The following is a 21,430-nucleotide window of genomic DNA, read 5'->3' as shown; positions in this document are numbered from 1 at the left end:
CGAGATTATAGCGAGATGGCGCCTGCGCGTCATGCCTCGCGTGGCGCGTTGTCAGCATGGAACCATCTTCGTTCGAGGTCGAGCGAACGCCGCAGCCCGGCCGCGGTCCAAACCGCATCGACGCCGTTTGCGAAAGGATGGCCGATGGCCGATCAGTCACAGTCCGGGGAGCCGGCCGCGCAGGGCCACGGGCGGCATGCGAGCTATCTGCTGCTCGGCGGCGGCCTGGCCGCCGCCACTGCCGCCGAGACGCTGCGCCAGGAGGGCGCGCAAGGCGCCATCGTCATCGTGGCGGACGAGCGCGACCCGCCTTATCACCGGCCGCAGCTCTCGACCCGCTTCCTCGAGGGCGACGCCGCGCCGCCACTGGCGACGGTGCTGCCGCTTGAATACTTCCACGACAATGGCGTGACCCTGCTGTCCGGCGTGCGCGCCACAAGCCTCGACGCCGACGCCCAGCTGGTGCGCACCGACCTCGCCGGCGCCATCCGCTACGACCGGCTGCTGGTCGCCACCGGCGTGCGTCCCGTGCATCTCGCGGTGCCGGGCGCCGGGCTGCCCGGCATCCACTACCTGCGCACGGCCAGCGACGCGCGGCTTCTGCGCGGCGCGATGGAGGGCGCGGCGCGGGCGGTGGTGGTCGGCGGCGGCTTCATCGCCCTCGAGATGGCGGCGGCCTTCGCGCGCAAGGGTATGCAGGTGACCGTGCTGGCGCGCCACGGCATGTTGTTCGACAAGCTGCACGACCACGGCATCAGCGACTACCTGCGCGCGCTGTACGCCGGCCAGGGCGTGGAAGTGCTGGCCGATACGGTCGCCGCCTTCCATGGCGAGCGGCAGGTCGAGATGGTCGTCACCGAGGGCGGGCGCCGGCTGCCGTGCGACCTGGTGGGCGTCGGCATCGGTGTCGCGCCCGACCTCGGCTGGCTGGAAGGCAGCGGCCTGGCGCTGGACGACGGCGTGTGCGTCGACCAGTACCTGCAAGCCTCGCATCCGCTGGTGTGGGCGGCGGGCGACGTCGCCAATTTCACCGACCCCGTGTTTCGCCTGCGCCACCGCATCGAGCACTGGGACAATGCGGTCAAGCAGGGGCGGCTTGCGGCGCGCAATATGCTCGGCATGCGGCTGCGCTATGACGAGGTGCCGTATTTCTCTTGCGAGCTGTTCGGCCAGGGCTTCCAGTTCCTGGGCCATCCCGAGGCCGGCCACCAGCATGCCCGGCTGGGCCGCCCCGAGACCCGCTCCTGGGCCTGCCTGTATCTGGACCACGAGGTGCCGCGCGCCCTGTTTTCCACGGGGCGGCCGGCGATCGAGACGCGCGCGATCGAGTCGCTGATCCGCTACCGCACCAATATCGGCTGGGCCTGCAAGCGCCTGCACGAGCCCGATTTCTCCATCACCCGCATTCCCAGCCAGACCGCGCTGATCCTGCAGGGCGGCGGCGCGCTGGGCGCCTTCGAATGCGGCGTGGCGCGGGCGCTCGAACGCGCGCATCCAGCCCGACGTCATCGCCGGGGTGTCGATCGGGGCCTTCAATGGAGTCATCATGGCCGCCAATCCGGGCCATGCCGCCGCCGCGCTGGAGGATTTCTGGCGCCGCCTGTCGCTCGACGTGCCGCAGGCGGCGCACGCGCTGCTCGACGACCGGGCGCGGCGCCTGCTCGGTTCGTGGCAGACGCTCGCTTTCGGCGTGCCGGCCTTCTTCAGGCCGCGCTGGAGCGGCATGTTGACGAGTATGTTCGCGGGCATGGAGCCGCTCTCCTGGACCAGCTTCTACGACCCGACCCCGGTCAAGGAACTGTTGCAACGCTACGTCGATTTCGGGGCGCTGAAATCGAGTGCGGTACGACTATTGGTCAGCGCGGTCAATGTCGAGACGGCGCGCCTGGAAATCTTCGACAGCTACGTCGACGACCTGAGCGCCGACCACATCCTGGCCAGCGGCAGCCTGCCGCCGGGCTTTCCCTGGACCACCATCGACGGCAAGCACTACTGGGATGGCGGCATCATCAGCAATTCGCCGCTCGAACTGCTGCTGGAGCATTCGGGCACGGCGCGCAAGCGCATTTTCATCGTCGACCTGTACCCAGAGACAGGTTTGCTGCCCACCAGCCTGATGGAAGTGCTGGGGCGGCGCGACGAGATCGTGTTCGCCGAACGCATCCGGCGCGACAGCGCCGAGCAATCGCTGGTGCGCGACTTTCGCAAGCTGGTCGAGGGCATCCTGGCCTACGCCACCTCGCCGGAGCAGGCCGAGCAGGTGCGCCAGTGGCCCACCTATATCCAGCTGATGGGCGACAAGGATGCCGCGCCCAGCATCACCCGGATCGTGCGCAAGGGGAGCGAATGCGAGACGGCGGCGCGCGACTATGATTTTTCGGCGTTGTCGATCGCGCGCCATATGGAAGAGGGTCGGGCGGCGGCCAGCGAGGCGCTCGCGGCGCAGCGCGGCTAGCGATATGATCGCAACTCGTGGCGCGCATGTTAGCGCAAACGCCGCGCACATTCTCCCTGTTTCGCTTAGGAATCAACCCTTACCGGCAAAATCGGAACAGGTCCCGATGGCAAATCCGTAACTATGCTAACATCGGCCAACATTACTAACTTCTAAAGAAATTCACCGACATGAGCAAAACGAGCATCGAGGCCGTCCGCGAATCGATGGAGCAGGGCAAGCCCACCATGGTGGACGTGGCCAGGCTCGCCGGCGTGTCCGCGATGACCGTGTCGCGGGTCATGAACGGCAAGAGCCTGGTGCGCGAAAGCACGCGGCGCAAGGTGGCCGAGGCGGTCGCGGCGCTGAACTACACCCCGAACCAGGAAGCGCGCAACCTGGCAGGCTCCAAGCCGATCCGCGTCGGTTTCCTGTACAGCAATCCGAGCGCCGCCTACCTGAGCGAATTCCTGGTCGGCCTGCTCAACCAGTCGGGCCTCAACAATGTCCAGCTGTTCGTCGAGAAGTGCGAGGCCGGCAACCACGAGATCGAGCATACGCAGCGCCTGATCAATAACGGCCTGGATGGCGTGATCCTGCCGCCACCGCTGTGCGACAGCGTGGCCGTGCTCGAGTGCGTGGCCAAGGCGGGAATCCCTGCGGTGGTCGTGGCCTGCGGCTCGCCGGCCCCCGGCGTCGGCGCCGTCAGCATCGATGACTACGAGGCGGCGCGCTACATGGCGCGGCACCTGATCGCGCTGGGCCACCAGCGCATCGGCTTCATCGTCGGCCATCCGAACCAGACCGCCAGCGCGCGCCGCCTGGACGGCTACCGCGCGGCGATCGCCGAGAAGGGCGCCGACGCCTCCGACGAGCTGGTGGTGCAGGGCATGTTCACCTACCGCTCGGGCCTGGACGCGGCCGAGCAGTTGCTGGGGTTGCCGGAACGGCCGACGGCGATCTTCGCCAGCAACGACGACATGGCGGCGGCCACGGTGGCGGTCGCGCACCGGCTGGGCCTGGACGTGCCGGGCGATCTCACCGTCACCGGCTTCGACGATACCGCCATGGCCACCACGATCTGGCCGGAACTGACCACCGTGCGCCAGCCGATCGCCGGCATGGCGCGCGAGGCGGTGCAGGCGCTGGTGCGCCGGGTGCGCGCGCTGCGCGAAGACGAACCGGCCGAGCCGGAACAGACCCACATGGACTTCGAGCTGGTGCGTCGCCAGTCCGACGCCGCCCCGCGCATCCGTCCGCCGGCACGCCTGCCGTCGGTGGCGAAAGCGCGCTGATATCCGGCACATCCCGGGGCTGTGAAATCCATTTCAATAATTCGTTGACAACCGTCGAAGGCGCCCATTAGACTGGGATGATTGCGCTAACACTCCTGTTAAGGGGCTGTTCTTCGCATCCATCATACTCAGAATAATCTGGAGACGACCATGACGGCACATGCCGACCCTACGCCGGGCGCCCCGACGCAGGTCTACGCGACCTATCCGGACCTGCGCGACAAGCGGGTCGTGATCACCGGGGGCGGCTCGGGGATCGGCAGCGAACTGGTCCGGGCCTTCGCCGGCCAGGGAGCGCGGGTCTGGTTCCTCGACATCGCGGATGCCGCGGGCCAGGCGCTGGCCGCAGCGCTTCACGCCGCGCCGCATGCGCCGCGTTTCCTGCACTGCGACCTGACCGACCTCGATGCGCTCGCCGCGAGCTTCGTCGCCATCGAGCAGGAGGCCGGCGGCATCGACATCCTCCTCAATAACGCCGCCAACGACGACCGCCACCGCATCGAAAACGTGACGCCGGCGTACTGGGAAGACCGGATGGCGGTCAACCTGCGTCACCAGTTCTTCTGCGCCCAGGCGGCAGCCGGTTCGATGCGGCGCCAGCAGGGCGGCGTGATCCTCAATGTCGGCTCGATTTCCTGGCACCTGCCGCACACCGAGCTGGCGCTGTACATGACGGCCAAGGCCGCGATCGAGGGCCTCAGTCGCGCCCTGGCGCGTGACCTGGGGCCTGACCATATCCGCGTCAACACCGTGGTGCCGGGCGCCGTGCGCACCCCGCGCCAGCAAGCGTTGTGGCATACCCCTGCCGAAGAAGACCGTATCCTGGCCGGCCAATGCCTGCCGGCGAGAGTCGAAATGCAGGACGTGGCGGCGCTGTCGCTGTTCCTGGCGTCGAACAATGCGCGCCGCTGCAGCGGCCGCGAATACTTCGTCGACGCGGGCTGGTACGGCGCCTGACTCGAATGGAATGTCAATACGGCGCGCCGCGCAAGCGAGCGCGCCGACAATAAAGGAGACAACGATGAAACAAGGCTTCACGAAGATGGGCATCGCCATCGCACTCGGCAGCGCGCTGCTGTTCGCATCGGCGCCGAGCATGGCCGACGCCAGGAACCCCAAGATCGGCTTCTCGATCGACGACCTGCGGCTGGAGCGCTGGACGCGCGACCGCGATTACTTCATCGGCGCGGCCGAAAAGCTCGGCGCCAAGGTCTACGTGCAGTCGGCCGACGCCAGCGAGCAGCGCCAGATCGCCCAGATCGAGAACCTGATCTCGCGCGGCGTTGACGTACTGGTGATCGTCCCCTACAACGCCACGGTGTTGAACAACGCGATCCGCGAAGCGAAGAAGGCGAAAATCAAGGTGCTGTCGTACGACCGCCTGATCCTCAATGCCGACGTCGACGCCTACATCTCGTTCGACAACAAGGCGGTGGGCGAGCTGCAGGCGCAGTCGATCGTCGGCTTGACACCGAAGGGGAATTACTACCTGCTGGGCGGGGCGCCGAACGACAACAACGCCAAGATCCTGCGCGAAGGCCAGATGAAGGTGCTGCAGCCGCTGATCGACAAGGGCGACATCAAGGTGGTCGGCCGCCAGTGGGTCAAGGACTGGAGCGCCTCCGAGGCGATGTCGATCGTCGAGAATGCGCTCACCGCCAACGGCAACAAGATCGACGCCGTGGTCGCGTCCAACGACGCCACCGCCGGCGGCGCGATCCAGGCGCTGGCCGCGCAGAAGCTGGCCGGCAAGGTGCCGGTGTCGGGCCAGGACGCCGACCTGGCCGCGGTGCGGCGCGTGATCGCCGGCAGCCAGGCGATGACGGTCTACAAGCCGCTCAAGACCATCGCCACCAGCGCCGCCACCCTCGCCGTGCAGCTGGTGCGCAATGAGAAGCCGGCCTATAACGCCCAGCTCAATAACGGCTACAAGCAGGTCAGCACCGTCCTGCTCAAGCCCATCCTGCTGACCAGGTCGAACGTCGACCTGCTGGTGAAGGACGGCTTCTATACCCAGGGCCAGCTGGCCGGCAAATAAGCGCGAATCTCTCCTTTCCCCGTACTTGCTTCGGCGGTGCGGGGATTTTTTCACGCCTTGGGAAGTGGTGCGATGTCGGGCTATCTGCTTGAAATGAAGGGAATCGCCAAGCGATTCGACGGGGTGCCGGCGCTGGACGGCATCGACCTGGCGATCCGGCCGGGCGAGTGCGTCGGCCTGTGCGGCGAGAACGGGGCCGGCAAGTCGACCCTGATGAAAGTGCTGTCGGCGGTCTACCCGCACGGCAGCTGGGATGGCGAGATCCTGTGGGACGGCCAGCCCCTGCGTGCGCGCTCGGTGCGCGAGACCGAAGAGGCCGGGATCATCATCATCCACCAGGAACTGATGCTGGTGCCCGAGTTGTCGGTGGCCGAGAATATCTTCCTGGGGAACGAGATCACCTTGCCGGGCGGCCGGCTCGACTACCCGGCCATGAACCGGCGCGCCGAGGAAATCCTGCGCGGCCTGCGCCTGCCGGACGTGAACGTGGTGCTGCCGGTGAAGCACTACGGCGGTGGCCACCAGCAGCTGATCGAGATCGGCAAGGCGCTGAACAAGAACGCGCGCCTCTTGATCCTGGACGAGCCGTCGGCCTCGCTCAGCGCTTCCGAGATCGATGTGCTGCTCGAGACCGTGCGCGACCTGAAGGCGCGCGGCGTGGCCTGCGTCTACATCTCGCACAAGCTCGAGGAGGTGGCGGCCATCTGCGACACCATCGTCGTCATCCGCGACGGCAAGCATATCGCCACCACGCCGATGCCCGAGATGAGCGTGGACCGGATCATCGCCCAGATGTGCGGGCGCGAGATGAACCAGATGTATCCGTCGCTGCCACATGCCATCGGCGAAGTGGTGATGGAGGCGCGCCACATCACCTGCTATGACCCGGAGAACCCGCGCCGCAAGAAGGTGGACGACGTCTCGTTCCAGGTGTGGCGCGGCGAGATCCTCGGCATCGCCGGCATCGTCGGCGCCGGCCGCACCGAGCTGGTGACCGCGCTCTTCGGCGCCTATCCGGGCCGCCACGAGGGCGAGGTCTGGCTCGATGGCCGGCAAGTCGACACCTCCGACCCCTTGAAGGCGATCCGCGCCGGCTTCGCGCTGGTGCCCGAGGACCGCAAGCACCACGGGATCGTGCGCGACCTGTCGGTGGGCGAGAACATCACGCTGTCGGTGCTGCAGCGCTACGCGCACCTGAGCCGCATCGACGACGGCGAGGAGGCCAGCGCGATTGGCGGGCAGATCGCTCGCCTGGCGCTCAAGACGGCCAGCCCCGCGCTGCCGATCACGGCGCTCTCGGGCGGCAACCAGCAGAAGGCGGTGCTGGCCAGGATGCTGCTGACCGGCCCCAAGGTGCTGATCCTCGACGAGCCGACGCGCGGCGTCGACGTCGGCGCCAAGTTCGAGATCTACCGCCTGATGCTGGAGCTGGCGGCGCAGGGCATCGCCATCGTCATGGTCTCGTCCGAGCTGGCCGAGGTGCTGGGCGTGTCCGACCGCGTGCTGGTGCTGCAGGAAGGCCGGCTGCGCGGCGATTTTCTCAACGATGGCCTGAGCCAGGAGACGGTGCTGGCCGCCGCCCTGGGCCAGGCCTGACAAGCAAATAACACCCATGGATACAACGACACTCAAGCGGCTGTTCACCCAATACAAGATCCTGGCGCTGCTGGTGGCGGTCGCCCTGATCTGGACCTTCTTCCACTGGATGACCGAGGGCGGCTTCACCTCGGCGCGCAACGTCTCGAACCTGATGCGCCAGATGTCGATCACCGGCATCCTGGCCTGCGGCATGGTGTTCGTCATCATCGCCGGTGAGATCGACCTGTCGATCGGTTCGCTCCTGGGCCTGCTGGGCGGGATGGCGGCGGTGCTCGACGTCACCCACGGCATGCCGCTGCCGCTGTCGATCGCGGTGGTGCTGGGCGCGGGCCTCCTGTGCGGCTTCCTCAACGGCTATCTCACCGCCTATGCCGGCATACCCTCCTTCATCGTCGGGCTCGGGGGCATGCTGGCCTACCGCGGCGTGGTGCTGGGCCTGACGGACGGCGCCACCGTGGCGCCGGTCTCGCCCGGCTTCGAGCAGATCGGGCAGGCCTATCTGCCGCCGGCATGGGGCATCGGGCTGGGTGTGCTGCTGTTCGCGCTGGCCGGCGTGCTGGCCTGGCGCCAGCGGGTCAACCAGGCGCGCCACGGCTTGCCGGTGATCGCGCTGTGGCGTTCGGTGTTTCGCGTGCTTCTCGTTGGCGTGGTGCTGGTGGGCCTGATCTCGACCTTCAACAGCTATGAAGGCATTCCGCTGCCGGTGCTGATCCTCCTGACCCTGCTGGGCGTGTTCAGCTACATCGCGCGCCAGACCGTGTTCGGCCGCCGCATCTATGCGGTGGGCAGCAATATGGAGGCGACCCGCCTGTCCGGCATCGACGTGCGCAAGGTCAAGCTGTGGATCTTCGGCCTCATGGGGCTGATGTGCGCGCTGGCGGGCTTGATCAACACCGCGCGCCTGGCGGCCGGTTCGCCCTCGGCCGGCGTGTCGGCGGAGCTGGACGTGATCGCGGCCTGCTTCATCGGCGGCACCTCGATGCGCGGCGGCGCCGGCACCGTGCATGGCGCCCTGGTCGGCGCGCTGGTGATGGCCAGCCTGGATAACGGCATGTCGATGCTCGACGTCGACGCCTACTGGCAGATGATCGTCAAGGGCCTGATCCTGACCCTGGCCGTGTGGCTGGACGTGGCCACGCGCAGCAATACCCGCTGACACGCGGCCACGTCGTTGGTGATTACGCGAGCTTCACTTCACCATCCACCAGGCGCACCAGGCCGAGCGGATTGCCGTCCTTGAGCGCGTCCGGCAGCAGGCCGGCCGGCACGTCCTGGTAGCACACCGGCCGCAGGAAGCGCTCGATCGCGGTCGCGCCGACCGAGGTGCTGCGCGCATCCGAGGTCGCCGGGAACGGCCCGCCGTGGACCATCGCGTACGACACCTCGACGCCGGTCGGGAAGCCGTTGAACAGGATGCGGCCCACCTTGCGCTCCAGCAGCGGCAGCAGGGCGCCGGCCAGCGCATGGTCGCTGTCGACGGCGTGCACGGTGGCGGTCAGCTGGCCTTCCAGGTGGCGCGTCACGGCCAGGATCTCGTCCTCGTTGCGGCAGGCGATCATCAAGGAAACCGGTCCGAAGATCTCTTCTTCCAGCGCCGGGTTGGCGAGGAAGGTCGCGGCGTCGCACTGATACAGGGCGGCGCGCGCGGCGCAGCCCGGGCCTTCCTGGCTGCCGTTCGCCACCAGCTGCACGCCGCCCACGCCCGCGCGTTTGCCGATGGCGTTGTCATAGGCTTGATGGATGCCGGCCGTGAGCATGGTGCCGGCGGGCTTGAGCTGGAGCGCGGCGGCGGCGGCGTCGCGGAAGGCGTCGAACTGCGGGCCGGCCAGGCCGATCACCAGGCCCGGGTTGGTGCAGAACTGGCCGACGCCCAGGGTCAGCGAATCGACGAAGGCGCCGGCCAGCTTTGCGCCGCCGGCCTCCAGCGCGCCCGGCAGCAGGTAGACCGGGTTGATGCTGCTCATTTCGGCGTACACGGGAATCGGTTCCTTGCGCTTCGCGGCGATCTGGCTTAGTGCCAGGCCGCCCGCGCGCGAGCCGGTGAAGCCGACGGCGCGGATCGCCGGATGGCTCACGAGGTCGCCGCCGATCCCGTTGCCTTCGCCGATCAGCAGCGAGAACACGCCTTCCGGCATGCCGCATTCGAGCGCCGCCTGCAGCACCGCCTTGCCCACCAGTTCCGACGTGCCGAGGTGGGCGTTGTGGGCCTTGACCACGACCGGGCAACCGGCGGCCAGGCTTGATGCGGTGTCGCCACCGGCCACCGAGAACGCGAGCGGGAAGTTACTGGCGCCGAAGACGGCGACCGCGCCGAGCGGAATCTTGCGCATGCGCAGGTCTGGGCGCGGCGGCGTGCGCTCGGGCAGGGCCGAATCCAGCGTCGCTTCCAGGAAGTGGCCGTCGCGGACCACCTTGGCGAACAGCCGCAGCTGGTTCACGGTGCGGCCACGTTCGCCCTCCAGGCGGGCCGCCGGCAAGCCGCTTTCCTGCGACGCGCGCTCGATCAGCGTCGGGCCCAGGTCGAGGATGCGCTGGGCGATCGTCTCCAGGAAGCGTGCGCGCTGCTCCAGGGGCAGGGCGCGATACGGCTCGACGGCGGCATCGGCCAGTTCACAGGCACGCGCCAGGTCGGCCGGCGTCGCCAGGCCGAACTCGGGCTCCAGGTCTTGCTTCTTTGCGGGGTCGTAGGCGCGCACGGCGCCGGCGCCGCCGCGCAGGATCTGGTGGCCGATGATCATTTCGCCGCTGATATTCATTGTGGGTCTCCTGGTTGGAAGTGGTTGGGTCGTTGATGTCATACGCAATCAGACGCTGCTGCGGGATCGGCGATAAAACAATCAGCCCAAATGATAACGTTTTCTGTTAGCGCGAACATTTTTGTTGCAAGCGCCCCCTGTATTGATTAGCATGGTTGCCAGCAAGCCAATAATAAATACAGGCAGGAGACATGATGCGTACCACGATCGCCCGCCGACCCGGCATGGGTTGGCGCAGGGTCCTGGGTGTGGTTGCGGCCGTGTGCGTCGCCGCCGCAGCCTTGGCCGCCCCCGTCGTCCCGAACGGCGCGGGCTATGTCTGGGACAGCGTCGCCATCGGCGGCGGCGGCTTCGTGACCGCGATCGTGCCGAGCCGCAGCGAACCGGGCATCGCCTACGCCCGCACCGACGTCGGCGGCGCCTACCTGTGGCGCGCCACGGAGGGCCGCTGGACGCCGCTGCTCGATTGGGTGGGCGAGGACCAGACGGGCTTGCTGGGCATCGACGCGCTGGCGATCGACCCCGACAACGCCGCCAATGTGTGGCTGCTGGCCGGGATCGCCTACCTGAACGGCGGCCGCACCGCCATCCTGCGCTCGACCGATTACGGCAAGAGCTTCGACGTCGTCGACGTCAGCGCCCAGTTCAAGACCCATGGCAACGGCTTCGGACGCCAGGGCGGCGAACGGCTGGCCGTCGATCCGGGGCCGAGCAAGCGCCTCTACCTGGGCTCGCGCCGCGACGGCCTGTTCGAAAGTGCCGACGGTGGACGCAGCTGGCAGCGCAATCCGGCGCTGGCGGTGACCACCACGCCCAACGACGTCGGCCTGAACATCGTGTTGCCGGACCCCGCCAGCGTCAGGCAGGGGCGCGCGCAGCGGCTGTTCGTCGGCGTGTCGCGCTTCGGCAGCGTCGGCCCGAACCTGTACCGCAGCGACGATGCCGGCGCGACCTTCGTGCCGGTGGCGGGAAGCCCGTCCGGCCTGATGCCGCAGCGCGCGGCCTTCGACGGCGCCGGCAAGCTGTACATCACCTATGCCAACGGCGCCGGTCCGCACCCGGACAAGAGCGGCAGCGAGCCGATCGACCGCGGCCAGGTGTGGCAATACGAGATCGCGAGCGGGGCATGGCGCAACGTGACGCCGGTGGGATCGAACCGGCCGTTCGCCGGGATCAGCGTCGACCCGCGCAACCCCAGGCGGCTGGTGGTCTCCACCATCAATACCTTCATCGCCCAGGGCGATGCGCGCGGCGACCGCGTCTATCTGTCGAACGATGGCGGCGCCAACTGGGTCGACGTCATCGCGCGCGGCTTCCGGCGCGACGCGGCCGGCGTGCCCTGGCTCGAGGGTCACGCGATCCACTGGGCCGGCTCGGTCGAATTCGATCCGCTCGATCCGCGCGCGGTATGGGTCACGTCCGGCAACGGCGTGTTCCGCACGCCCGACATCGACGCCACGCCGGCCACCTGGACTTTCACGGTGAAGGGCCTGGAAGAGACGGTGCCGCTCGGCCTGGTCAGCCTGCCGGGCGCGCCGCTGGTCTCGGCCATCGGCGACTACGACGGCTTCGTGCACGACGACCCGGCGCGCCCGGGCCGTATCCACCAGCCCGAGATCGGCACCACCACCGGGCTCGATGGCGCCGCCCGCCGTCCCGGCAGCATGGTGCGGGTGGGCGACGCCATGCTCGTCACGCGCGACGGCGGCGACACCTGGACCCGGACGCCGGCGCTGCAGGGCAAGCGCGGGCGCGTCGCGATGTCGAGCGACGGGGCGACGCTCGTGCATGCGCCGCAGGGATCGGCGGCCCTGTACCGCTCGGCCGACGATGGCGCCAGCTGGACCCAGGTGGCGGGCCTGGCGGGGCGCGACCTGCGCGCGGTCGCCGATCCGGTCAACCCGAAAGTGTTCTACGCCTACGACGACAAGGCCCTGATGGCAAGCGTGGATGGCGGCGCCAGCTTCGCACCGCGCGCCAGCCTGCCGCCGGGCGGCTCCAGACTGATTCGTCCGCTGGCGGGCCGCGAGGGCGACCTGTGGGTGGCGCTCAAGGACGGCGGCCTGGTGCGCTCGCGCGATGGCGGCGCCAGCTTCGCGCCGCTGGCCGGCGTCGGCTACTGCGGCGCGGTCGGTTTCGGCAAGGCCGCACCGGGCAAGCGCGAGCCGACCGTCTACATCTGGGGCAGCGTCAAGGGCGTGCGCGGCGTCCACCGTTCGCTCGACCTGGGGCGCAGCTGGCAGCGCATCAACGACGACGCCCACCAGTACGGCGGCCCCGGCGACGGCCACTTCATCGTCGGCGACATGAACCGCTTTGGCGTGGTCTACATGAGCACCGCCGGCCGCGGCATCGTCTATGGAAGGCCGGGACCGATATGAAGATGTTCTCCAGCCTGCGCATCCTGCTGGGCGCCTGCGCCTTCTCGCTGGCGGCAATCAGCGCCGCCGCGCCTGAGATGATGCTGCGCTACGATCGGCCGGCCCGGGACGACGACCAGGGCTGGGAAAAAGAGGCGCTCCCCATCGGCAATGGCCGCATCGGCGCCATGGTGTTCGGCCAGCCGGGCCGCGAACACCTGCAGTTCAACGACATCACCTTGTGGACCGGCGACGACAAGACCATGGGCGCCTTCCAGCCCTTCGGCGACCTGCTGGTCGAGCTGCCCGGCCACGAAAGCGGGGTGACCGACTATCGCCGCACGCTCGACCTCGGGCGCGGCGTGCACACGGTGACGTATACGCATGGCGGCGTGCGCTACCGGCGCGAAGCCTGGGCGAGCTTCCCGGCCCAGGTGATCGTGCTGCGCCTGACTGCCGACCGGCCCGGCCGCTACAGCGGCGCCGTGTCCCTGACGGACCGTCACGGCGCCCATCTCGCGGTGGCCAATGGCCGGCTGCATGCGACCGGTACGCTGGCCGGCTTCGCGCTGCCCGACCAGGCGCCGAGCGGCAACGTGATGTCCTACGCCAGCCAGGCGCAGGTGATCAGCGATGGCGGCAAGTTGACGGCCGATGGCCAGCGCATCGCCTTCGCGGGCGCCGACGGCCTGACGCTGATCCTGGGCGCCGGCACCAGCTACGTGCTCGACGCCGCGCGCCGCTTCGAGGGCGGGCATCCGCTGGCGCGCGTGACCGCACAGGTGGACCAGGCCGCGGCGCGTGCTCCCGCAGCGCTCCTCGAGGAACACGTCGAGGATTTCCGACGCCTGATGCAGCGGGTGGCTATCGACCTGGGCGAGACGCCGGCCGCTCGCCGCGCACTGCCGACCGATGCGCGCCTGCTGGCCTACACGAAAGCGGGCGGCGATCCGGAACTCGAGGCCCAGTACTTCCAGTACGGCCGCTACCTGCTGGCCTCCAGTTCGCGCGGCTCGCTGCCGGCCAATCTGCAGGGCCTGTGGAACAACAGCCTCACGCCGCCGTGGAATGCGGATTACCACACCAACATCAACGTCCAGATGAATTACTGGCCGGCCGAGGTGACGAACCTGGGAGAATCGGCCTTGCCGTTCTTCGATTTCGTGAACGGCATGGCCCCGGTATGGCGGCGCGCCACCACGGAGGAATTCCGCCGCGCCGATGGCCAGCCGGTGCGGGGCTGGACCCTGCGCACCGAATCGAATCCCTTCGGCGCCATGGACTACCTGTGGAACAAGACCGGCAACGCCTGGTATGCCCAGCACTTCTGGGAACACTACGCCTTCAACCGCGACGAGCGCTTCCTGCGCGAGGTGGCCTATCCGGTGATGAAGGAGGCCAGCGCCTTCTGGCAAGACTACCTGAAGGCGCTGCCGGACGGGCGCCTGGTCGCGCCGCAGGGCTGGTCGCCGGAACACGGTCCGGTCGAGGATGGCGTCGCCTACGACCAGCAGATCGTATGGGACCTGTTCAACAACACGGTCGAGGCGGCCGGCATCCTGCGGGTCGATCCGGATCTGCGCGCGCAGCTAGCCGCCATGCGCGACCGCCTGGCCGGGCCGCGCATCGGCAGCTGGGGCCAGTTGCTCGAATGGCTGGAAGAAAAGAAGGACCCGGTGCTCGACACGCCGCGCGACACCCACCGCCACGTGTCGCACCTGTTCGCGCTGTTCCCGGGGCGCCAGATCGATCCGGTGCGCACGCCGGACCTGGCCCGCGCCGCGCGCCGCACGCTGGAAGCGCGCGGCGACGCCGGCACCGGCTGGTCGATGGCCTGGAAGATGGCGTTCTGGGCCAGGTTGCACGACGGCGAGCGCGCCCACCGCATGCTGCGCGGCCTGCTGGCGGCGCCGGGCGCGCGCGCGGCCGAACAGGCCGGCGTCTTTTCGGAACATAACAACGCCGGCGGCACCTATCCGAACCTGCTCGACGCCCACCCGCCGTTCCAGATCGACGGCAATTTTGGCGCCACCGCGGCGATCGCCGAGATGCTGCTGCAATCGCAGGGCGGTGAATTGCACCTGTTGCCGGCGCTGCCGTCGGCGTGGGCGCGCGGCGCGGTGAAGGGATTGCGCGCGCGTGGCGGATATGAAGTGGATCTGCGCTGGGCCGATGGCCGCTTGCAGGGCGTCACGGTGCGTGCGGTGGCCGGGAACGACGGTCCCGTCAAGATCCGCTACGGCGCGAAACGCATCGAGATCGACCTGGCGACAGGGCAGAGCCGTAGCCTGGACCCGGCGCAGTTGCGCTAACGACAAGAATGACAACGAAGGAGACGAACAGCATGACCCTGAAACCACTCGCCCGCAGGCTTGCGTGCCTCTGCCTGTTGTTGGCCAGCGCCGGCGCGGCGACTGCCGCCCCCGAGCTGCCGCGCCTCGTCGAAAAGGATGGCCGGCACGCCCTGATGGTGGACGGCGCGCCGTTCCTGATGCTCGCGGGTCAGGCCCATAACTCCAGCAACTATCCGGGCGCCTTGCCCAAGGTCTGGGCGGCGCTGAAGGACGCGCACGCCAATACCCTCGAGATGCCGGTCGCCTGGGAACAGGTGGAGCCCAAGGAAGGGGAGTTCGACTTCAGCTTCCTCGACACCCTCGTTTCGCAGGCGCGTGAAAACGATATCAGGCTCGTCATCGTCTGGTTCGGCACCTGGAAGAACACGGGGCCGGGCTACCTGCCGGAATGGGTCAAGTTCGACAACCGGCGCTTCCCGCGCATGAAGGACAAGGACGGCAAGACGGTCTACAGCCATTCGCCGTTCGGCGAGCAGACGCTGGCGGCCGACCGGCGCGCCTTCGTCAGGATGATGGAGCACATCAGGAAGATCGACAGCGGCCACCGCACCGTGATCATGGTGCAGGTCGAGAACGAGGTGGGCACCTATGGCGTCCCGCGCGACCATGGCGAACGCGCCGAGGCGGCCTTCCGCCAGCAGGTGCCGGCCGCGGTGCTGGCGCGCCAGAAGCCGAAGGTGGCGGGCGTGACCCAGGGCAGCTGGCGCCAGGTGTATGGCGACTACGCCGACCAGTACTTCCATTCCTGGGCCATCGCCAGCTATATCGAGTCGATCGCCAGCGCGGGGCGCGCGGTGTACGACCTGCCGATGTTCGTCAACGCCGCCCTGCGCGAGCCTTCGCTCGACGGCAAGCCGGCGGCGCCGTGGAAAGCGAACTTCGCCAGCGGCGGGCCGACCTGGGACGTGATCGACATCTACAAGGCGGCGGCGCCGCACATCGACCTGGCGGCGCCCGACATCTATATGCCCGAGTCGAACAAGGTGACGGCGGTGCTGAAATCGTACCAGCGGCCGGACAACGCCTTGATGGTGCCGGAGATGGGCAATGCGGCGGGCTATGCGCGCTACGTGTACCAGATCGTCGGCATGGGGGCGCTGGGCGTGGCGCCGTTCGGGCTCGACTACTTCGACTACAGCAACTACCCGCTGGGCTCGAAGTTCACAGACCGCCGCATGGTCGAGCCCTTCGCCACCGTGTACGGGGCGTTCGCGCCGATGCAGCGCCAGTGGGCGCGCTGGGCCTTCGAGGGCCGCACCCACGGCGTGGCCGAGGGCGACGACCGTGCGCCGCAGACGGTGGCGCTGGAGGGCTGGAAGGCGACCGTGTCGTTCCGCGAATTCCAGTTCGGCGAGCGCCAGTACCTGAAGGACAAGAGCGAGTTCAAGGAAGGAACCGAGAAGCCCGGCGGCGGCGTGGCCATCGCCCAGGTCGGCGAGAACGAGTTCGTGCTCGTCGGCCAGCAGGCGCGCGTGAAGTTCGCGGGCGATGGCGCGAACGCGGGCAAGCCCTCGCTCTTGGGGCGGGTGGAGGAAGGCCGTTTCGACGCCAATGGCCGCTGGGTCATGGAGCGCAACTGGAACGGCGACCAGACCGACTATGGCCTGAACCTGCCGGCGGCGCCGGTGGTGCTGAAGGTCAAGCTCGGGACGTACCAGGAATAACAACGATGAAGACAGGAGATATGCAAATGCGTATGACACAGGTGGCAGCCGCGGCGCTGTTCCTCGCCTCCGGGCTCCAGGCCCATGCGGGCACGTTTCAACAGACCGCCACCGGCATCGAAGTGCGGCCCGATAGCGGCGCCAAGGTGGTGCGCCTGAACCTGATGAGCGACAACATCATCCAGGTCGTGAAGCTCGCCGAGGAGAACAGGACGCTCACGCCCTCGCTCATGACGGTGGCCGCGCCGTGCGCCGACAAATGCACGTTCACGGTCACGCCCACGACGGACAACGTCCAGCTCAAGGCGGGCAAGATATCGGCCACCGTGTCGCTGAAAGACGGCCAGGTCCAGTTCTTCGACGGCGCCGGCAAGCGCTTCCTGGCCCAGGCGTCCGAGTCGATGAAGCCGGTCGACGTCGGCGGCAAGCCGTTTTTGGCGATCAAGCAGGGCTTCAATCATGGCACGCGCGACGCCTATTTCGGCCTGGGCCAGCACCAGAACAACCAGATGAACTACAACGGCGAAGACGTGCTGCTGGCCCAGCACAATATGATCGCCGCCGTGCCCTTCGTGGTGTCGGACAAGGGCTATGGCCTGCTGTGGGACAACAACTCGATCTCGCGCTTCGGCGACGCCACGCCCTACGACCACATGTCGCGCGACCTGGTCTTGCGCAGCCTTGACGGCAAGCAGGCCGGCCTGACCGCGCGCTACTACGTCGACGGCAAGCTGGCGCTGACGCGCCAGGAGAAGGACATCGACTACCAGTACCTGAAGGACGTGGACGAGAACTGGCCCAAGGAGCTCAAGCCGGCCAAGGACCTCAAGAACGTGCGCGTGGTATGGGAAGGCACCATGAGCAGCGACAAGCCGGGCGTGCACAAGATGCAGCTCTATTCCTCGGACTACGCCAGGCTGACGGTGGACGGCAAGGAAGTGATGGACGTGTGGCGCATGGGCTGGAACCCGTGGTACCACAACTTCGAGGTCAAATTCGACAAGAACAAGCCGGTCAAGCTGCACCTGGAATGGAAGCCGTCGGGCGGCATGGTGGCCATCACCCACAACAATCCGCTCCCGGCGCCCGAGCGCCATTCGCTGACCATGTCGTCCGAGATCGCCGAGGCCATCAACTACCACGTGATCAGCGCCGACAGCATGGACGGCGCGATCGCCGGCTACCGCCACCTGACCGGCCAGGCGCCGATGATGCCGAAATGGGCCTACGGCTTCTGGCAGTCGCGCCAGCGCTACGAGACCCAGCAACAGCTGCTCGACGCCCTGGGCGAATACCGCAAGCGCGGCTGGCCGCTCGATAACATCGTCCAGGACTGGTTCTACTGGCCCGAGGATGGCTGGGGCTCGCACGACTTCGACAAGACCCGCTTCCCTGATCCGAAGGGCCTGGTCGACGCCGTCCACAAGCAGAATGCGCGCATCATGCTGTCGGTGTGGGGCAAGTTCTACGCCAATACCGACAACTACAAGGAGTTCGCATCGAAGGGGTATATGTGGACCAAGAACGTGGAGAATGGTTCGCGCGATTGGGTCGGTAAGGGTTACCTCAACAGCCACTACGATCCGTACACCAGGGAGGCGCGCGAGATCTATTACCGCCAGCTTAAACCGAAGCTGGTCGACCTGGGCTTCGACGCCTGGTGGATGGACAATACCGAACCCGACGTGCTGTCGAACAGCCGGCTGGAAGACTTCAAGCAGCTGATCGGACCGACCGTGTATGGCGCCGGCGAGATCACCTTCAATCCCTACAGCCTGGTGAGCACGGGCGCCATGATCGATGGCCTCAAGCGTGACCAGCCCGATAAGCGTCAGTTCATCCTGTCGCGCTCGGGCTTCGCCGGCATCCAGAGGAATAGCGTGGCGGTGTGGAGCGGCGACACGGTGGGACGCTGGAACAATCTGTACGACCAGATCGCGTCGGGCACCAATATGTCGATGTCGGGCGTCCCGAACTGGACCCACGACATCGGCGGCTATGCCCAGGAAGTGCGGTTCCAGAGCGGCGACGTCGGCTCGGCCCAGGAAAACCGCGTCACCAGCCGCGCCAAAGCCAATCCCGAAGACATGGAAGAGTGGCGCGAGCTGAACCACCGCTGGTTCCAGTTCGGCGCCTTCACGCCGCTGTTCCGTTCGCACGGCGAGGTGGTCAAGCGCGAGATCTATAACATCGCCGCCGGCGACGACGCCATGCGCGACAATATGGTCTGGTGGCTGAAGCTGCGCTACCGCCTGATGCCGTATATTTACACGATCGCATCCGACACCCATTACCGCTCGGGCACCATGATGCGCGGCCTGGCGATGGACTTCCCGCTCGATGACAAGGCGAAGAACGTCAAGGACCAGTACATGTTCGGCCCTTCGTTCCTGGTGGCGCCGGTGTACGAGTACAAGGCGCGCCAGCGCCAGGTCTACCTGCCCGCCGGCGCCGACTGGTACGACTTCCATACCGGCGAGCGCCACCGGGGCGGCGCGACCCGCACCATCCAGGCGCCGCGCGAGCGCATGCCGCTGTTCGTCAAGGCCGGCTCGGTGATCACGGCCGGTCCCGTGACCCAGTACGTGGACGAGAAGCCCGATGCGCCGCTGACGCTGTTCGTGTATGCCGGCGCCAACGGCCTCGCGACCCTGTACGAGGACGACGGCGTGACGAACGCCTACCAGCGCGGCGAAGCCAGCCGCATCCCGATCAGCTACGACGACAAGGCCGGCGTGGTGCAGATCGGCGAGCGCGTCGGCCGCTACCAGGGCATGGTCGAGAAGCGCGAGTTCCGGGTGCGCGTGATCAAGCCGGGGGTGTCGACCGCGGCCGATATGGATGCGTCGGACAAGTCGGTGGTGTATGAGGGCAAGCCGGTGAGCATCAAGCTGTGATTACCCGCCGGGCACGTGCGCGTGCCCGGCATTTTCAGTCGACACCCATGAACATCTTCTCTTACGCGGCCTGCCTGGCCCTGGCCGGTCTGCTCCACCTGGCACCCGCCCATGCGCTCGAGACGGTCGCGCCCGACCACCAGCACTTGCAGTACACGGGCCGCATCGATTTCAGCGACCGCCGCACGCCGGTGCTGAGCTGGCCGGGCACGTCGGTGGCGGCCACCTTCACCGGCACCTCGCTGTCCATCGTCCTCGACGACCAGCACGGCAAGAATTACTACAACGTCTTCCTCGACGGCGATACCGGGCGGCCGATCATCCTGCAGCTCGACAAGGGGAAGAAGAGCTACCTCGTGGCCAACGGGCTCGCGCCCGGCGCGCATCGGGTGTTGCTCACCAAGCGCACCGAGGGCGAGGAGGGCGCCACCGTGTTCCTCGGCCTGGCGCTGGACGACAAGGCGGCATTGCAGGCGCCGCCGGCCAGGCCGGGCCGGAGGATCGAGTTCTTCGGCGATTCGATCACCAGCGGCATGGGCAACGAGGCGCCTGACGATGGCGAGGATCATCACGGCAAGGACAAGAACAACTATCGGTCCTACGCCGCGATCGCCGCCCGCCAGCTCGGCGCCGAAGCGCATTTCACCTCGCAGGGCGGCATCGGCATCATGATCAGCTGGTTCCCGTTCACGATGCCGGACTTTTACGACCAGCTGAGCGCGGTCGGCGACAATGACAGCCGCTGGGACTTTTCGCGCTGGACGCCCGACGTGGTGGTGGTGAACCTGATGCAGAACGATAGCTGGCTGATCGGCCGCGACCACAAGCTGCAGCCCGAGCCCGATGAAGCGCAGCGGATCGCGGCCTACCAGGCTTTCGTCGCGCGCGTCAGGTCGCTGTACCCGAAGGCGTATATCGTGTGCGCGCTCGGCAGCATGGACGCGACCAGGGCCGGATCGCCCTGGCCAGGGTATGTCGAGACCGCCGTCAGGAACCTGCGCTCGGCCGGTGACGCGCGCATCGACACGCTGTTCTTTCCGTTCACGGGTTATGGCAAGCATCCGCGCGTGGCGCAGCACCAGGCGAATGCGGACTTGCTGACCACTTTCGTGCGGCAAAGAATGGGGTGGTAGGGGTAGTGCTGTATCATGCCGGCCTTCGTTACGAAAGCCGCACATGCTCATCATCACCATCAAGCAGGGCAAGGAACAAGCGATCCTTGCCGGCGACCCCTGGATCTACCAGTCCGCGATCGACAAAGTCGACGGCAAGCCGCACGAGCGCAACAAGATCGGCGTGACGGCGCTGGTGCAATCGTCGTCGCGCCGCTTCCTGGCGCGCGCCGCCTACAACGCCAGGTCGCAGATCGCGGCCCGCGTCTGGACCTTGCGCGAAGATGAAGCGGTCGACCATGCGCTCATCAAGCGCCGGGTGCAGGCCGCCATCGAACGGCGGCTTGACACCTGGCGCGCGGTCGGACCGGATGCGCTGGTCCAGCTGGTCGACGGGGAAAAGGATGGCCTGCCCGGCCTGGTGGTGCAGGGCTATGGCGGCCCGGACGGCTACCTGGTCTGCCAGTTCAACGCCGGGGGCGTCGACCTGTGGAAGGTGCCGGTGGTGCAGGCGCTGCTGGCCGCCACCGGCTGCCCGAACGTCTACGAGCGTTGCGATGCGCTCGTGCGCAAGGCGGAAGGATTGCCGTTCGCGCCCGGCGCCCTGGCCGGCGAGGAGCCGCCGCAGCGCCTGATGGTGCGCACCCGGGACAGCCTGGCGCCGATGGATATCCGCACCGGCTTCACCTACCCGCGCTGAACCGGGTTCAGGCCAGCGCTTCCTTCGCCGCCTCTTCGGGCGTCAGTGAATCGTAGAACTGGTCGGTGAACCACTCGATCTGTTCTTCGATGTGATCCTGGGCCTGCTTGACGGTGGCGCCGCCGGCGACCAGGAAACCTTCCACTTCGATGCACCACTGGATGAACGCCAAGGTTTCTTCGTCCAGTTCTTCTTCCTTCTTTGCCATATCGATTCCCGTA

14 protein-coding genes and 1 pseudogene are annotated in these 21,430 nt (G+C 67.6%); 13 read left to right on the top strand and 2 right to left on the bottom strand.

Going from position 1 to position 21,430, the window contains the following annotated elements; all coding sequences use genetic code 11:
- Positions 1 to 15: 15 nt before the first annotated feature.
- The 7 genes and pseudogenes from ABIB42_RS13455 to ABIB42_RS13425 all read left to right on the top strand — a co-directional run.
- Positions 16 to 1,032: pseudogene (locus ABIB42_RS13455) on the top strand (NAD(P)/FAD-dependent oxidoreductase); the annotation flags it as partial.
- Between the two features lie 484 nt (positions 1,033 to 1,516).
- Positions 1,517 to 2,455, top strand: a complete 939-nt coding sequence (locus ABIB42_RS13450; protein ID WP_429248466.1) for a patatin-like phospholipase family protein — start codon at positions 1,517 to 1,519, stop codon at positions 2,453 to 2,455.
- 170 nt (positions 2,456 to 2,625) lie between these two features.
- A complete protein-coding gene (locus ABIB42_RS13445; RefSeq protein WP_429248465.1) occupies positions 2,626 to 3,729 on the top strand; it encodes a LacI family DNA-binding transcriptional regulator in 1,104 nt (367 codons plus the stop codon).
- 150 nt (positions 3,730 to 3,879) lie between these two features.
- A complete protein-coding gene (locus ABIB42_RS13440) occupies positions 3,880 to 4,686 on the top strand; it encodes an SDR family NAD(P)-dependent oxidoreductase (protein ID WP_429248464.1) in 807 nt (268 codons plus the stop codon).
- 85 nt (positions 4,687 to 4,771) lie between these two features.
- The gene (gene xylF / locus ABIB42_RS13435) at positions 4,772 to 5,767 is read left to right on the top strand and encodes a D-xylose ABC transporter substrate-binding protein (protein ID WP_429248513.1); all 996 of its coding nucleotides are present in this window, start codon (positions 4,772 to 4,774) and stop codon (positions 5,765 to 5,767) included.
- Positions 5,768 to 5,839: 72 nt separating this feature from the next.
- The gene (gene xylG, locus ABIB42_RS13430; protein ID WP_429248463.1) at positions 5,840 to 7,363 is read left to right on the top strand and encodes a D-xylose ABC transporter ATP-binding protein; all 1,524 of its coding nucleotides are present in this window, start codon (positions 5,840 to 5,842) and stop codon (positions 7,361 to 7,363) included.
- 16 nt (positions 7,364 to 7,379) lie between these two features.
- Positions 7,380 to 8,522, top strand: a complete 1,143-nt coding sequence (locus tag ABIB42_RS13425; RefSeq protein WP_273036143.1) for a sugar ABC transporter permease — start codon at positions 7,380 to 7,382, stop codon at positions 8,520 to 8,522.
- Positions 8,523 to 8,544: 22 nt separating this feature from the next.
- Here ABIB42_RS13425 and ABIB42_RS13420 read toward each other — a convergent pair whose 3' ends face one another.
- Positions 8,545 to 10,122: an aldehyde dehydrogenase (NADP(+)) gene (locus ABIB42_RS13420; protein ID WP_429248462.1), complete on the bottom strand. Its 1,578-nt coding sequence runs from the start codon at positions 10,120 to 10,122 to the stop codon at positions 8,545 to 8,547.
- A gap of 191 nt (positions 10,123 to 10,313) precedes the next feature.
- On the opposite strand from ABIB42_RS13420, the gene ABIB42_RS13415 reads away from it, so the two are divergent.
- Genes ABIB42_RS13415 through ABIB42_RS13390 form a run of 6 tightly spaced genes read left to right on the top strand, consistent with a single transcriptional unit; the run spans position 10,314 to position 21,209 of the window.
- Positions 10,314 to 12,503: an exo-alpha-sialidase gene (locus ABIB42_RS13415; RefSeq protein ID WP_429248461.1), complete on the top strand. Its 2,190-nt coding sequence runs from the start codon at positions 10,314 to 10,316 to the stop codon at positions 12,501 to 12,503.
- The gene (locus ABIB42_RS13410) at positions 12,500 to 14,794 is read left to right on the top strand and encodes a glycoside hydrolase family 95 protein (protein ID WP_429248460.1); all 2,295 of its coding nucleotides are present in this window, start codon (positions 12,500 to 12,502) and stop codon (positions 14,792 to 14,794) included. Before ABIB42_RS13415 ends, ABIB42_RS13410 begins: the two co-directional genes overlap by 4 nt.
- Positions 14,795 to 14,826: 32 nt before the next feature.
- The gene (locus tag ABIB42_RS13405) at positions 14,827 to 16,500 is read left to right on the top strand and encodes a DUF5597 domain-containing protein (RefSeq protein WP_429248459.1); all 1,674 of its coding nucleotides are present in this window, start codon (positions 14,827 to 14,829) and stop codon (positions 16,498 to 16,500) included.
- Between the two features lie 26 nt (positions 16,501 to 16,526).
- Positions 16,527 to 19,397, top strand: coding sequence for a TIM-barrel domain-containing protein (locus tag ABIB42_RS13400; RefSeq protein ID WP_429248458.1), 2,871 nt, complete (start codon positions 16,527 to 16,529; stop codon positions 19,395 to 19,397).
- Positions 19,398 to 19,444: 47 nt separating this feature from the next.
- Positions 19,445 to 20,530: an SGNH/GDSL hydrolase family protein gene (locus tag ABIB42_RS13395; RefSeq protein WP_429248457.1), complete on the top strand. Its 1,086-nt coding sequence runs from the start codon at positions 19,445 to 19,447 to the stop codon at positions 20,528 to 20,530.
- Between the two features lie 43 nt (positions 20,531 to 20,573).
- Positions 20,574 to 21,209: a hypothetical protein gene (locus ABIB42_RS13390; RefSeq protein ID WP_005671042.1), complete on the top strand. Its 636-nt coding sequence runs from the start codon at positions 20,574 to 20,576 to the stop codon at positions 21,207 to 21,209.
- A gap of 7 nt (positions 21,210 to 21,216) precedes the next feature.
- Here the strand turns inward: ABIB42_RS13390 and ABIB42_RS13385 are convergent, their stop codons facing one another.
- Entirely contained in the window at positions 21,217 to 21,417 is a 201-nt protein-coding gene (locus tag ABIB42_RS13385; RefSeq protein ID WP_005671040.1) for a hypothetical protein, read from the bottom strand.
- Positions 21,418 to 21,430: the final 13 nt, after the last annotated feature.

This window comes from Massilia sp. UYP32, assembly GCF_050434365.1.
GTDB lineage: Bacteria > Pseudomonadota > Gammaproteobacteria > Burkholderiales > Burkholderiaceae_D > Telluria > Telluria timonae.
Note: the sequence above shows the minus strand (reverse complement) of the source record. Positions and strands in the feature narration are given on the sequence as shown.

Excerpts from the sequence above, each read along its gene's own strand:
- ABIB42_RS13445 (WP_429248465.1), top strand. The coding sequence starts at position 2,626 with ATGAGCAAAACGAGCATCGAGGCCGTCCGCGAATCGATGGAGCAGGGC.
- ABIB42_RS13440 (WP_429248464.1), top strand. The coding sequence starts at position 3,880 with ATGACGGCACATGCCGACCCTACGCCGGGCGCCCCGACGCAGGTCTAC.
- xylF (WP_429248513.1), top strand. The coding sequence starts at position 4,772 with ATGGGCATCGCCATCGCACTCGGCAGCGCGCTGCTGTTCGCATCGGCG.
- xylG (WP_429248463.1), top strand. The coding sequence starts at position 5,840 with ATGTCGGGCTATCTGCTTGAAATGAAGGGAATCGCCAAGCGATTCGAC.
- ABIB42_RS13425 (WP_273036143.1), top strand. The coding sequence starts at position 7,380 with ATGGATACAACGACACTCAAGCGGCTGTTCACCCAATACAAGATCCTG.
- ABIB42_RS13420 (WP_429248462.1), bottom strand. The coding sequence starts at position 10,122 with ATGAATATCAGCGGCGAAATGATCATCGGCCACCAGATCCTGCGCGGC.
- ABIB42_RS13415 (WP_429248461.1), top strand. The coding sequence starts at position 10,314 with ATGATGCGTACCACGATCGCCCGCCGACCCGGCATGGGTTGGCGCAGG.
- ABIB42_RS13410 (WP_429248460.1), top strand. The coding sequence starts at position 12,500 with ATGAAGATGTTCTCCAGCCTGCGCATCCTGCTGGGCGCCTGCGCCTTC.
- ABIB42_RS13405 (WP_429248459.1), top strand. The coding sequence starts at position 14,827 with ATGACCCTGAAACCACTCGCCCGCAGGCTTGCGTGCCTCTGCCTGTTG.
- ABIB42_RS13400 (WP_429248458.1), top strand. The coding sequence starts at position 16,527 with ATGCGTATGACACAGGTGGCAGCCGCGGCGCTGTTCCTCGCCTCCGGG.
- ABIB42_RS13395 (WP_429248457.1), top strand. The coding sequence starts at position 19,445 with ATGAACATCTTCTCTTACGCGGCCTGCCTGGCCCTGGCCGGTCTGCTC.
- ABIB42_RS13390 (WP_005671042.1), top strand. The coding sequence starts at position 20,574 with ATGCTCATCATCACCATCAAGCAGGGCAAGGAACAAGCGATCCTTGCC.
- ABIB42_RS13385 (WP_005671040.1), bottom strand. The coding sequence starts at position 21,417 with ATGGCAAAGAAGGAAGAAGAACTGGACGAAGAAACCTTGGCGTTCATC.